Source organism: Acinetobacter shaoyimingii (genome assembly GCF_011578045.1).
Lineage (GTDB): Bacteria > Pseudomonadota > Gammaproteobacteria > Pseudomonadales > Moraxellaceae > Acinetobacter > Acinetobacter shaoyimingii.
In genome coordinates this window covers 3,192,643-3,205,110 of record NZ_CP049801.1, presented here as the reverse complement: position 1 = coordinate 3,205,110, position 12,468 = coordinate 3,192,643, and the positions used below count along the sequence as shown (strand labels likewise).

The window sequence follows — 12,468 nt, the reverse complement described above, 5'->3', positions numbered from 1 at the left end:
ATTCTTTTGTATCAATGCCTTATTTTACGACAAATTCATTGCCAAAGTAATCGAGCTGTAGGTTACTTAGATCGGGATTTTGTAGAAAATAAACAGCAATAATCGGCTCTAATTCAGTTCGCATTTTTCTCGCCAAATGACGTGCGCCAAAACGAATATCATGGTCTTGGTAAAAATGGGCTTTGGCTGCATCGGTCAAGTGCACGCTACGTTTTTGATGTTGTAAGCGTTGATTTAATTTAGTCAGTTCAATCTCAACCAATCTTGGTAAGGCATCATCCTGCACCGCCTTATAATGCAGTGTTCGATCAATACGGTTTAAAAACTCAGGATCAAATTTGCGATGCATGACTTTTTCAATAATGGTTTTGGTCGGCACACGTTTTAGACACAAATCTTGCATTCTCTTCGGTAGAAAATTCAATTTATCTAAATATTGCTGAGCCGCTTGCGCACCGACATTACTGGTCATAAAAATCATGCAATTGGTGAAGTCGATGGTTTTTGTTCCTGATGTTAGCGTGAGTTTTCCAGTATCTAAGACATTCATCAGTCCTCGAATCACTTCAGTTGAGGCTTTCTCCAATTCATCAAAAAGCACAATGCCTGGACGAGTATGCGTTCCTGCAATGGCGGTTTCATCAAACAGGCTATGACCTTCTTTTGAACCGACATAACCCGGAGGTGCGCCTGTAATTGCTGCGGCATAATGTTCTTGTGCCAAAGTATTCATATCGATACGGCAAAAGGCATCCGTACGACCATAGATCGCTTCTGAAATTAAACGTACAGTTTCAGTTTTTCCAACACCTGTAGGGCCAAGCATTAAAGTCACAGAGAGGGGACGATCTGGACTGGAAAAATCGGCTTTCACCACATTCAGCATTTTTTCAATTTCAGCCAATGCTTTGTCTTGTCCAATTATACGTTCACGCAGTAAATCCATGACTTGAGCGGGGTCGAAATGAAAACGGGATTTGCCAATCAAACGATCTTTTTCTGATGCAGAGTGTGTCGATGTACTGGGTTTCACAATATGAATCGCTGGGTTGCTGGTCATCCGTTTCGCTCTTATATGCTTTTAGAGATTGCTCATCTGAGCATAACAAAAACTGGCAAAATGATTTATAGCTTTTAGCAATGATTTGATCGTTGGAATATTTTGATGCGAATAAACCCATTAAATTGCTTGAAAATGCATGAATAACCATCACATTATGCTAAGACTCAGGTATCAGTATGACCAAGGCAACCAGTGAACGAAAACGCACGAGAAAATATTGAAAAGATCTTAGCCAATATGACCACTTTACCCGGTGTATACCGTATGTTGGGTAAAGAGGGTGAGCTACTGTATGTGGGTAAAGCTAAAAATCTGAAAAATCGTGTGTCGAGTTATTTTGTGAAAACCATTGAGCATCCTAAAACACAAGCTCTGGTGGCACGGATTTATGACATCGAAACCTTGGTGGTACGCTCGGAAACCGAAGCCTTATTGCTTGAACAAAACCTGATTAAACTTCATCGTCCGCCGTATAACATTATGCTGCGGGATGATAAATCCTACGTCTATATCTTTGTTTCCGCAGATAAACCTTATCCACGTATTGCCAGTGGTCGAGGCAAGGGCAAACATCAGGCAGGTAAGTTTTTTGGTCCTTACCCAAGTGCCTATAACGCCCGTGATACGTTGTTGGTCTTACAAAAGCTATTTAATGTGCGCCAATGTGAAAACAGTTATTTTTCACAACGCAAAAGACCGTGTTTGCAATATCAAATTAAACGATGTTCAGCTCCCTGTGTCGGTTTGATTTCTCCACAGGACTATAAAGAAGATGTGGATAACTCGATTCGTTTTCTACAAGGCGATACCAAAGAGTTGAATCAAGAGCTGATTGCCAAAATGGAAGCTGCGGCAGAAGCTTTGGAGTTTGAAAAAGCGGTATTTTTCCGTGACCGCATGGCATTACTTCGTGATGTGCAAACCCAACAAGCCATTTATAAAGTCAAAGGTGAGGCGGATATTCTCGCCATTGCACATCAGGCTGGGGTCACTTGTGTGCAGATTATGCATGTGCGTAATGGCAAAATGCTCGGTGGCAAAAGTTATTTCCCCGATATGCAAGGGGATGATTTGGGGCAAATGCTCGCTGACTTTATGGCAAACTTTTATTTCCAAGTTGCCGATGAAGTGCCTTCAGAGTTAATCATCAACGTGGCATTGCCAGATACCGAACAGTTACAAGATGCTTTGTATCAGCAGTTTGAAAAGAAAGTTCAGATTAAACACAAGGTGCGAGAAACCCGTGCCGAATGGCTCGAACTCGCCAATATGAATGTGCAACATGCGATTAAAGGACAGTTGGCGAACCATTTTGAACTGAATGAGCGTTTCCATCAGCTTGAAGAAGTGGTCGGTCGTCCGATTGATCGGATCGAATGTTTTGATATTTCTCATACCATGGGGGAAGCGACCATAGCCTCTTGTGTGGTCTTTGACAGTGGAGGTATTCGGAAACGAGATTATCGCCAATTTGCCATTGAAGATATCACGGGTGGCGATGATTATGCCGCCATGCGTCAAGCATTAACCCGCCGTTATAAAAAGGCCATGCTTCCCGATCTGTTGCTCATTGACGGCGGTAAAGGTCAATTACATATGGCAATGGACGTTATGAATGATTTGGGTCTGGATGCCTTTATGGTCGGAGTCTCTAAAGGCGAAGGGCGCAAACCCGGTTTAGAAACCTTACACTTTACTGATGGCACCAAAATTCAACTGCCTGAAGACCATAAGGCCTTACATCTGATTCAACAAGTACGAGATGAAGCACACCGTTTTGCAATTACTAAACATCGAGCGAAACGCGATAAACGCCGTGGGCAGTCAGTACTAGAAGCTATACCGGGCTTAGGTCCTAAACGCCGCCGTGATTTGCTAACACATTTTGGTGGGATTCAAGGTGTACTTAAAGCTTCAGAAAATGATTTAAAACTGGTACCCGGCTTAGGTGATGTCATGGCGCGAACCATCTATAAAGTGCTACATGAATGATTCTTTATTTAACCGAGAATATTCATTATTGTTCTTTGCTTCTTTAGAAAAGAAGGAGCAATATTTTTATATTGAACATGTGTTGTTTATTGGAGTTGCCAAAATGATCATTGACCCATGAGTCATCGATCATTTATCCCTATCTAAAAACCCTTCATGATCTATGCATATTAAAAAATCAGAGTAGATCATGTCATTAGAACAATTATTTCATGATATTGAACATCAAGAATGGGTCGATATTCCTAAAGGATGGTTACAAGGGCGTACCATTTACGGGGGCTTAAGCACAGCCATGATGTTGCACAAAGCTGTACTTGCAGTGAATGATCCTGCTAAACGATTACTCAGTGTTAGTGTGACCTTTGTTGGACCAGTCCAAGAAAAACCAGTGAAATTGACTGTTGAAATACTCCGTCAAGGTAAGTCTGTGACTACGGTTGAAGCCCGCCTTTGGCAAGATGATGCAGTACTTAGTATTTTAATGGCGAGCTTTGGCTTAGAACGTGAATCTAAACTGGTGGTAAATCAAGAACGTCCAGCGCCAGATTACCCTCCTGTTGAAGATTTATTTATTGTTGAGCACAATAAAATGATGCCGCAGTGCTATCAAAACTTTCAGTTGGCATGGGCGGAAGGTGGCTATCCCTGTTCAGGAAGTGCAGACCCTGATTTTGGTGGATGGTTTAGATTTGATGCATCGCAATATGACAATTCAGCCATGAAAGCAAAAGATTTTCTTATGCTTTTAGACATTTGGCCAGCAGGTGCATTCTCTATCATGAAAGTGCCTGCACCGGGAAGTTCACTGACTTGGCATGTGACTTTATTAGAAGAGATCGATTATAGGCGTTTAGATTGGTTTAAATACAAAGTCTTTACAGATCATGCAGCACATGGGTATGCAACTGAATATGCTCATGTTTGGGATAAGAATAACCGACTCATAGCCATTTCAAGGCAAACAGTGACTATTTTTGGCTAGTCGACAGTCGACCTTGAATCGTTTAAAGTAGCCTTATTCAAATATTAAAGCTCAAGTTATATATTGCTGTGTAAGCAATAGGGGACAAACTGGCGGTGTCTATGTCAACAGGTCGAATCCTGAATATTCCAAATATCTTGACGCTAGCTCGTATTGCGTTAATTCCAGTATTTTTAATTATTGCTTACTGGCCACCAGCGATTGGTGTGGGCGGTCATACGGGTAGTATGACGCGTCATATGATTTTAACAGCCATTTTTATTATTGCTGCTGTAACGGATTGGTTTGATGGGTATTTAGCAAGAACACTCAATCAAACGTCTGCTTTTGGTCGTTTTTTAGATCCAGTTGCAGATAAATTGATGGTTGCAGCTGCATTGATTGTTTTAGTGCAATGGCAACCCAGCATTTCAATGGCATTTGCTGCAATTGTGATCATTTCACGTGAAATTACCGTTTCGGCTTTGCGTGAGTGGATGGCAGAATTGGGTGCACGAACAAATGTTGCAGTATCGACTGTAGGTAAATATAAAACTGCCTTTCAAATGATTGCGATTTCTGTGTTCTTGCTAAACTGGCAACCACTCGAACTTTTGGCTTATGCACTGCTGTATACGGCTGTGATTTTGACATTATGGTCGATGATCATTTATTTAAAAGCAGCATGGCCATATTTAAAACAACCTTAAAATTTTAATGGTTCTTTTGAAATAAAAAGCTTTTATCTGCGGGTAAAAGCTTTTTTATTTGTTGGTTTTAAAGACAGCATGAAACGTATAAAATGTGGCATAAGATTAAAAATATAAATTCAATCGTACTTAACACGTGTTCTGATTAAAGACAAAAATATTGATAAAAATAGGAAAAACCTGAATGTCGCGAATTTTTTACTTATCCCAACAACAGTTATATTGTTTTGATCAAACAAAATCGATTTCTATACCTTGTCAAGCAATTGATCAATATAAGAAAAATCTTGCTGAAATCAAGCAACGTAAACAGTGGAAATCTCAAGGTGCTGGTGCCCAGTTTATGGGTTTAAATGGCGCAGAGGCTGAACTTGATTTATCCGATATATCACTGACAGATGTCGTGTATTTGGATGACAAAAATGTGGTCTATAGTGCGCATTTACAAGGTGGAACAGCCATACAAATGAAACCGATTGATCAGCTCAATGATCCTGAAGGTTTAGTATTGCGTAAAAACGAATTTGTTGTAGATTCAATGCATATTGATTCAGTGAATCGTCGTTTGGTTTTATCGGCAAGCCAAGAATATCAAGTTGAACGTCATTTATGTATTTTAGCCCTTGATGCTAACCGTACTCAGTTCATTACTGAAGGTGAAAGTTTAGATTCGAATCCTATTTTCAATCCACTCAATACTGATGAAATTTATTATGACTCTTGTGGTTTGTCTTATACGTATGATGTGACTCTAGGGCCAAAGGAAATCAATAAGCTGAATATGACAAATGGAGATCTAGAAACCATTATTTCAGATCCGAAATTTGATTTTTTCAAGCCTCAGATGGATCGTGCAGGCAATTTGTTTTTTATTCAACGACCTTATAATAGTGCGTTTTACAAAGAAGATTTCTTTAGTTTCTTGAAAAATATATTACTGGCACCTGTAAAGATCATTAAAGCGATTGTCGGTTGGCTAGACTTCTTTACGCAGCGTTATACAGGGGAATCTTTAAAGCGGACTTCGGGTGCAAATCCTGCCAAAGCCCGTCAAAAAACAGAAGAGGAACTTTTTGTTGAGGGAAATCTCATTAAGGCACAACAAACCTTAGAAAAAAATAAGCAGGCAGGAGAGAAATTCCCTGGTGTGATTCCTGAAACATGGAAGCTTATAAAATTGACGCCTTCTGGTGAGCAGGTCACAGTGAAAAAAGGTGTCATGAGTTTTGCATTAAAAGATGGGCGTATTCTGTATTCCAATGGTCAGCATTTGCTGGAGTTAGATGCAGAGGGCAATGAAACCTTGCTTTTAGAGGCGAGATTAATCTCGAAAATTATCTGATCATTGACAGGATGATTGAGATGCCTATTTCCCAATATGTAGCGTTTTTGGCATTTTTCATCTGTATGACTACATATGCCAGCGAATCCGATGATATGGATCATCATCAAAAGTCAGCTCAAGAATATTTGCACAACTATGGTATCGCATATTGTCTATCCAAGGCAGAACACTATCGTGAGGAAGCAGGTATCGCGATGGGAGGATATTTTCAATTGGGTCAGCATGGTATTGATGCGCAACAACACGTACGAGCCTATATAGACCGACAGCTTGAAGAGCATTTAGGTGGCTATAAAAATTCACCAATGCAAGCGTATTTGATGCGCTGTTTAGAGATTTCCTATTCAGAAGAATATCGAGAACATGTTGCTGATGTTCTCGATCATTTTAAAGACTAAAATAAAAAAAGAGACTTAGCTATGCGTTTCTTCTTCGGCATCATCTTCAAAGGTACGGGCAATTTTTTCAATATTTAAGCTTTTCGCCATCGCATCGAAAATCTCCTTATACACGCCATCTTGATGATAAAGCTGATCATGTTCGCCGTGTTCCGCAATCGCACCATCTTTCATCACATAGGTGTAATCGGCGTCAATAATTTGTGAAAGACTGTGTGAAATCATAATCACCGTACGCCCTTGCTTAATTTCATCCAAACTTTGTTTGATTTGTTCAGAGGCTATTGCATCAAGGCTGGCAGTCGGCTCATCCAAGAAAATAATCGGTGGATTTTTCAGGAACATTCGTGCCAAAGCTATACGTTGCTGTTGACCACCAGAGAGTTGTAAGGCATCAGATTGATAGCCTTCAGGCATTTTCAAAATCTGTTCATGAATCGATGCCTTTTGCGCAGCTTGAATGACTTCATCTTCACTGGCATCCATTTTGCCATAGCGGATATTGTCTAAAATGGTGCCTTGGAAAATATGATTTTTCTGTAAAACCAGTCCGATATGATCACGCAAATATTGGGTATCAATGTCATTGATATTGACCCCATCGAGTTCAATGACACCACTTTGTGGATCATAGAATTTATCCAATAAACTGATGAGTGTCGATTTCCCCGCACCAGACAATCCAACCAAGGCGGTAATCTTGTTGGGACGAATTTCCATGTTGATATTTTTTAAAGCGTGATGACCATTTGGGTAATAGAAATCGACATTTTTTAAGTTAAATTTGCCTTTGATTTCGGGTTTTAATGATCCACAGGGTTCAATTTGATCATCGGCTTCTAAAATTTTAAAGAAGCTTTCGGAATAGATCATGGCATCATTCACTTCATCATAAATACGATGGAGCGAGCGAATCGGTGCTGAAACGTTATTAAATAACAACACGTGATACATGATCATGCCAATACTCATTTGGCCATCTAGCACGAAATACGCCGTGAGGATAATAATCAGTACAATACCAATCTGCTCAATAAAGGTTTTTAAACCATCAAATAAGAAACTGATTTGACGGGTTTGCATTTGGTTGTCAGTCAGTTCTTTTTGCAGTTTGAGTTGTTTTGTGGATTCAATCGATTCACGGTTAAAGGATTTGATCACCGTAATGGAATTGATGATACCCAGAATGCCTTGACTCTTTTTTTCACGTCCATCACGTAGATTACGACGCCATCCACCCAGTTTTTGTGCCTGCTTGTAAGTCAGCCAAAAGTAAATCGGCACAATAATGGTCGCCACCAAACCAACATAAACATTGGCATAGTACATCAAACCAAGTGCAACGAAGGCACTAGTGAATAACGGTAAAATATCGATAAAAAAGATTTGAACCAGTCGGGTCAGCGAGCCAATTCCACGGTCAATACGGGTTTGCAGTTTTCCAGCTTGGTTGTTGTCTTCGTTAAAAAAAGCCAGACGATAGGTGAGGAACTTTTCAATGATACCTTGAGCTAAATCTTGCGACACCATGATGCGAAGCTTCTCGCCATAGAATTTTTGCCCAAATTGTACAAAGGCATTCAATATTTCTTTGCCCAGTAAAATTGCGGTAATGGTGATGAGGATATGCCAACCGTCAGACAGCCCTTTACCGGCTTCAACGAGTTTATTGATACTATCTACAGCATATTGCAGGGTAAGTGCATTGACCTGAGCAGTTAAAGAACCAATCAAGGTCAAAATAAGTGTGGCAATGACCAACAATCGATAAGGACGAACAAAAGGACGTATTTTTTGAAACAAAAGCCATAAATTCATAACTGGTTATTTTTATTCCTTGATTTTTCAATAGTCTAAGCTTGAATAAATTTTGTCACAAGCATATACAATGTTTTTGATGGTGAGTGTTTGAAATCCTTTAAAATATAGTTCCATTGTTGATCAATTTTGTTTTATGAATCTTGAATTGTTTGCCCCTGAAGCCTGCGATAATATATTGCCTTGTGATGGCAGTGTTCAGGACTATGGTCTGATTTTAGATGTAGATCAGGCAGAGGCGTATTTTCAATATTTTCTTCAGCATTTGGCTTGGCAACACGATGAAGTGATTTTACATGGTCAATATTTTAAAACTGATCGTAAAGTGGTTTGGTATGGCGATGAGCATTATCAATATCATTATTCAGGCATGGCCAAGCAAGCACATATTTGGCATCCGTATTTACTGAAATTAAAGTATCAAGTAGAGCAAATCACAGGACACCAGTTTAATTCCTGTTTGGCAAATTTATATGAAAATGGTCATCAAGCAGTCGGTTGGCATAGTGATGATGAACCTTCGCTGATTTCACCAAAAAGTGAAACTCTCATTGCATCACTTAGTCTTGGGGCAACACGTAAGTTTAGATTTAAGCATAAATATAAAGACAGCAAAGCCGATTTACTGTTACACAGTGGTCAACTGATTGTGATGCGGGGTCAAACACAGCAGTATTGGAAACACGCGATTGCCAAATCGACCAAGATTATTGAACCTCGAATCAATTTGACCTTTCGTTATTTTTATCCAGCGTCAGAATAAGGTCTGTTGAGATTTCATTCACACCCTAAGCCTAAATGAAAAAATTATGCTGAGGGAGTATTTTGAATTGAATGCTCTTGTTCATGCAGTGCCAGTTCAGCAACCTTTTTCTCAATCAGTTCAGCATTTTCTTTCAAGATCGCAATCAACTTCTCTTCATTGACAAAGTCGAAACGGTTCTTAGTCGCCAATAAGGTCAGTGCCAATGGCGCTTCTTTACTGGAAAAATTGATAGGAATGGAAAGCCCTGCAATATTCGGATCAAGTTCACCACTGGAAAAATAATAACCTTGCTTTTTGATTTTCTTCATTCTAGCCAAAAAGTCAGCTTCGTTACTGGCAAAACCATAGCTGCTAAATTCAGATTCAAAGCGGTGATAGTAATCGAGTAACTTTTGCTTCGGTAAATGCGCCAACATGATTTTTGGCGATGAACCTGTAAACACTGGACGAGGGGAACCTCGACCATAAGATGATAGTTTGACGTCTTTATACAATTCGTGATGAATGTCGATACACGAATCATAATTTAAATGGGTGAGTAAGCAGGTGAATTCCGTTCTTTCCACAATTTGCTGCATGAATGGCATGCTAATTTGCACCAGTGGATCGGTGGTTCTTGAAATAAAATCTAAAACGGCAATTTTTGAGCCCAAGGTGTAATCCCCAGATGTACCACTTAAGCGTTGTAATAATTCGGCAGAAACAAGTTCTTTGAGATAGCGATAACTGGTGGGTGTAGAAAGTCCTAACTCTTGGCTAATCAAGTCAACATTTATGATAGGACGATCTACCGAAAATAAATCTAAAACGGTGAGAATCTTACCAAAACTAGAAAGCGCCATAGTTACCTGCAATCGTTTAAAAAGGAATTAAATTTAAAATCACATCTAGTTTATATCAAAATTCAACCAGATTGGACGAGAGTGCAAAGAGACACTGACTTATCGTTGAAATATTTAATGTAAGAGGAATTTTATTGAGAAATCTAAACTAAATTATCGTTAATCATTATCCAAAACACAATAAATTATCATAATGGGAGATTTTAATTGACTGTTACATAATTTTTTGAAAAAATGCTTCGATCAAATATCTATTGATGAATCTTTCACTCGTATCGGTGAAGATTTATCGGCTTTCTTTAGCTTGAAGGGTAGTAGAGAAAGTTCCCCCATTCATTCTGAATGATGATCATTTCTGATGACATGTTAATCATGTAATTTAAATTACTTAGATCACACGATAAGTCGAAAGCACCTATCGTGTTTTTTTGGTCGTTGTTGAAAGTGATTGGGGTGAAACCTAAATTGTGGCTCTGAGATGATTCCATGCTGTTAACCAAGCAATTGTTAGAATTACGCCCACGTAAAATGGACATGATTTTTGCAACAAAAACGTGCTTTGCCAGTCTAATGGCTTTGTATATTGCGTTTTCGTTGGATTTATCAAATCCACTTTGGTCGATGGCAACCGTATTTCTACTGGCAAACCCATATTCTGGGATGGTTTCATCAAAAAGCTTTTATCGGATTATGGGCACTTTAACAGGCTCAGCCGTCGCAGTGCTACTGACACCCAGACTGATTCATATGCCGTGGTTATTTACCTTCTGCATGTCTGCGTGGGTAGGTTTCTGCCTTTATATTTCTTTACTCGATCGTACAGCACGTAGTTATTTCTTTATGTTGGCGGGTTATACCGTTGTCATCATTACATTTAACGACATTTTGTACATTAACGAGTTTAGTATTTTTGATATGGCATTGGGTCGCTTTATCGAAATCTCGATTGGCGTCGTGTGTAGTGCGGTCGTATCCGCAACGATTTTTCCTGTGCATTTAGGACCTGTATTACAGAGCCGAGTAGGTAAAACCTTACAGGATACAGAAGCGCTGTTTCGTGTGATCTTAAGTGATCAAACACATCAAACCAATTACATGGAACTGTTGGCACGTGTAAACCACGATACCTCTGAAATTCATGCCTTATCTGTGCATCTTTGGTATGAAAAATCGAAGTTTCGTGGTACGACCAAGCCTTTACAGGAGCTATTGCATCAGCTGTCTATTTTGACCACCAATCTGGTGTCAATGTCGGAACGCTTGGCGCAATTAGATGAAATCGATCTGGGTTATCGTGAAGCTTTAAAAGTTTTACAAAAAGATGTCGATCAATTTTTGGTTTCAAGTACAACATTGCCTGAACAGTATCTCAATGTGTTACCACAACAGTTTGATGATGACTTTGAAGCAGTCTTTAAAAGTGCCTTACCTTCACAGCAGGTGATGCTACATAGTTTGAAGATGGATATTCGCCATTTCATTCAAAATGTACAAACAGTCAAAATCATTTGGTATTTGATTCAAAAGGGTGAAAAGCATTTGCCGCCACATATTGTGTCGCTTAGTACTTCTTATCCAAGTTTGCATCGCGATTATGGTGTCGCTGTTCGCGGTGGTATTTCTGCATTTCTGGCGATTTTTATCGCGGGTGCGATGTGGATTATCACAGGATGGAAATATGGTTATATGGTTGCGTCTTTAACCTCTATTTGCGTCTGTATTATGGCGTCGATGGATAACCCTGTTCCAGCATTGAAAATTTTCATTCGCGCTACGTTTTATACGGCTGTCGTGGTGTTTATCTATGCATTTGGTGTGTTGCCTTATGTGACCGAATTTTGGCAATTGGCCTTGGTTCTCGCACCTTTTATTATTTTTTGTGTAAGTTTATTTCCACATCCACCTTTGTCGTCATTGGCTTTGCCCTTGTTGATGTGTTCAATTATGGAATTAAACTTACAGAACAAGTATGTCCTTGATCAAATTGCAACACTAGATGGTTCATTAGCGAATTTGATTGGTCCAACCATTGCCGCCATTGTGATTTATTTTGTGAGAGCGATGTCACCTGACATTACAGCAACACGTATTTTGACTTTGCATTACAAGTCTGTTCGAGAGTCAATGTATTTGCCATTTGGATTAGAATTTAAAATTCAACTGTGCAGTATGTTGGATCGAATTGGTATTTTGAATACAAAACAAGTGCAGTCTGCTGAATTGAAACGTGAAATTAATTTAGCATTGATCGAAGTCAGTGCTGTGATTGATTTAACACGAATCAATGAATTGTTGAACAAAATGCCACAGGACAATACACTCACGCAAAAGTTAGATCATCTTCAGCAGTTATTGGATGATTATTTCCGCTCTAAACAACTTCACTTAGAACATGAAATGCTACGAAACAATTTGATTGATCAGATCAATCTGATCCAAGAACAGTCCCTTAGTTTTCCAGATGCTGACATTTCTCAGCGTTTGCAAATCTCCTTAAACAATATTCGTAGCAGTTTATACCGTTCAATTGGTCATGAACCTGTGAATCAAGAGGTTCGAGTTGTATAAAC

11 protein-coding genes are annotated in these 12,468 nt (G+C 39.3%); 8 read left to right on the top strand and 3 right to left on the bottom strand.

Going from position 1 to position 12,468, the window contains the following annotated elements; genetic code table 11:
- Positions 1-19 precede the first annotated feature (19 nt).
- Positions 20-1,060 carry an AAA family ATPase gene (locus G8E00_RS14565; protein ID WP_166225758.1) on the bottom strand — a complete coding sequence of 347 codons (1,041 nt, stop codon included), beginning with the start codon at positions 1,058-1,060 and terminating at the stop codon, positions 20-22.
- A 195-nt stretch (positions 1,061-1,255) separates the two neighbouring features.
- Between G8E00_RS14565 and uvrC the strand changes: the two genes are divergently transcribed.
- The 6 genes from uvrC to G8E00_RS14540 all read left to right on the top strand — a co-directional run bounded on the left by uvrC (position 1,256) and on the right by G8E00_RS14540 (position 6,472).
- A complete protein-coding gene (uvrC, locus tag G8E00_RS14560) occupies positions 1,256-3,055 on the top strand; it encodes an excinuclease ABC subunit UvrC (RefSeq protein WP_166225756.1) in 1,800 nt (599 codons plus the stop codon).
- Positions 3,048-3,176: a hypothetical protein gene (locus G8E00_RS16490; RefSeq protein ID WP_264821249.1), complete on the top strand. Its 129-nt coding sequence runs from the start codon at positions 3,048-3,050 to the stop codon at positions 3,174-3,176. Before uvrC ends, G8E00_RS16490 begins: the two co-directional genes overlap by 8 nt.
- 69 nt (positions 3,177-3,245) lie before the next feature.
- Positions 3,246-4,040: a thioesterase family protein gene (locus tag G8E00_RS14555; RefSeq protein ID WP_166225754.1), complete on the top strand. Its 795-nt coding sequence runs from the start codon at positions 3,246-3,248 to the stop codon at positions 4,038-4,040.
- Positions 4,041-4,141: 101 nt separating this feature from the next.
- Positions 4,142-4,729: a CDP-diacylglycerol--glycerol-3-phosphate 3-phosphatidyltransferase gene (gene pgsA / locus G8E00_RS14550; RefSeq protein WP_166011260.1), complete on the top strand. Its 588-nt coding sequence runs from the start codon at positions 4,142-4,144 to the stop codon at positions 4,727-4,729.
- 184 nt (positions 4,730-4,913) lie between these two features.
- Complete coding sequence (locus G8E00_RS14545) at positions 4,914-6,071, top strand: hypothetical protein (RefSeq protein ID WP_166225751.1); 1,158 nt, start codon at positions 4,914-4,916, stop codon at positions 6,069-6,071.
- A 20-nt stretch (positions 6,072-6,091) separates the two neighbouring features.
- The gene (locus tag G8E00_RS14540; protein ID WP_166225748.1) at positions 6,092-6,472 is read left to right on the top strand and encodes a hypothetical protein; all 381 of its coding nucleotides are present in this window, start codon (positions 6,092-6,094) and stop codon (positions 6,470-6,472) included.
- A 15-nt stretch (positions 6,473-6,487) separates the two neighbouring features.
- Here the strand turns inward: G8E00_RS14540 and G8E00_RS14535 are convergent, their stop codons facing one another.
- Complete coding sequence (locus tag G8E00_RS14535) at positions 6,488-8,290, bottom strand: ABC transporter ATP-binding protein (protein ID WP_166225745.1); 1,803 nt, start codon at positions 8,288-8,290, stop codon at positions 6,488-6,490.
- 136 nt (positions 8,291-8,426) lie between these two features.
- On the opposite strand from G8E00_RS14535, the gene G8E00_RS14530 reads away from it, so the two are divergent.
- Positions 8,427-9,053 carry an alpha-ketoglutarate-dependent dioxygenase AlkB family protein gene (locus G8E00_RS14530; protein ID WP_166225742.1) on the top strand — a complete coding sequence of 209 codons (627 nt, stop codon included), beginning with the start codon at positions 8,427-8,429 and terminating at the stop codon, positions 9,051-9,053.
- Between the two features lie 44 nt (positions 9,054-9,097).
- Here the strand turns inward: G8E00_RS14530 and G8E00_RS14525 are convergent, their stop codons facing one another.
- Positions 9,098-9,898: an IclR family transcriptional regulator gene (locus G8E00_RS14525; RefSeq protein WP_166011248.1), complete on the bottom strand. Its 801-nt coding sequence runs from the start codon at positions 9,896-9,898 to the stop codon at positions 9,098-9,100.
- 486 nt (positions 9,899-10,384) lie between these two features.
- On the opposite strand from G8E00_RS14525, the gene G8E00_RS14520 reads away from it, so the two are divergent.
- On the top strand, positions 10,385-12,466 hold the full coding sequence (locus G8E00_RS14520) for an FUSC family protein (protein WP_166011246.1): 2,082 nt from the start codon (positions 10,385-10,387) through the stop codon (positions 12,464-12,466).
- Positions 12,467-12,468 lie beyond the last annotated feature (2 nt).

Bases quoted from the DNA above. Each gene is read 5' to 3' on its own strand.
- G8E00_RS14565 (WP_166225758.1), bottom strand. From the start codon at position 1,060: ATGACCAGCAACCCAGCGATTCATATTGTGAAACCCAGTACATCGACA.
- G8E00_RS16490 (WP_264821249.1), top strand. From the start codon at position 3,048: ATGAATGATTCTTTATTTAACCGAGAATATTCATTATTGTTCTTTGCT.
- G8E00_RS14555 (WP_166225754.1), top strand. From the start codon at position 3,246: ATGTCATTAGAACAATTATTTCATGATATTGAACATCAAGAATGGGTC.
- pgsA (WP_166011260.1), top strand. From the start codon at position 4,142: ATGTCAACAGGTCGAATCCTGAATATTCCAAATATCTTGACGCTAGCT.
- G8E00_RS14545 (WP_166225751.1), top strand. From the start codon at position 4,914: ATGTCGCGAATTTTTTACTTATCCCAACAACAGTTATATTGTTTTGAT.
- G8E00_RS14540 (WP_166225748.1), top strand. From the start codon at position 6,092: ATGCCTATTTCCCAATATGTAGCGTTTTTGGCATTTTTCATCTGTATG.
- G8E00_RS14535 (WP_166225745.1), bottom strand. From the start codon at position 8,290: ATGAATTTATGGCTTTTGTTTCAAAAAATACGTCCTTTTGTTCGTCCT.
- G8E00_RS14530 (WP_166225742.1), top strand. From the start codon at position 8,427: ATGAATCTTGAATTGTTTGCCCCTGAAGCCTGCGATAATATATTGCCT.
- G8E00_RS14525 (WP_166011248.1), bottom strand. From the start codon at position 9,898: ATGGCGCTTTCTAGTTTTGGTAAGATTCTCACCGTTTTAGATTTATTT.
- G8E00_RS14520 (WP_166011246.1), top strand. From the start codon at position 10,385: ATGCTGTTAACCAAGCAATTGTTAGAATTACGCCCACGTAAAATGGAC.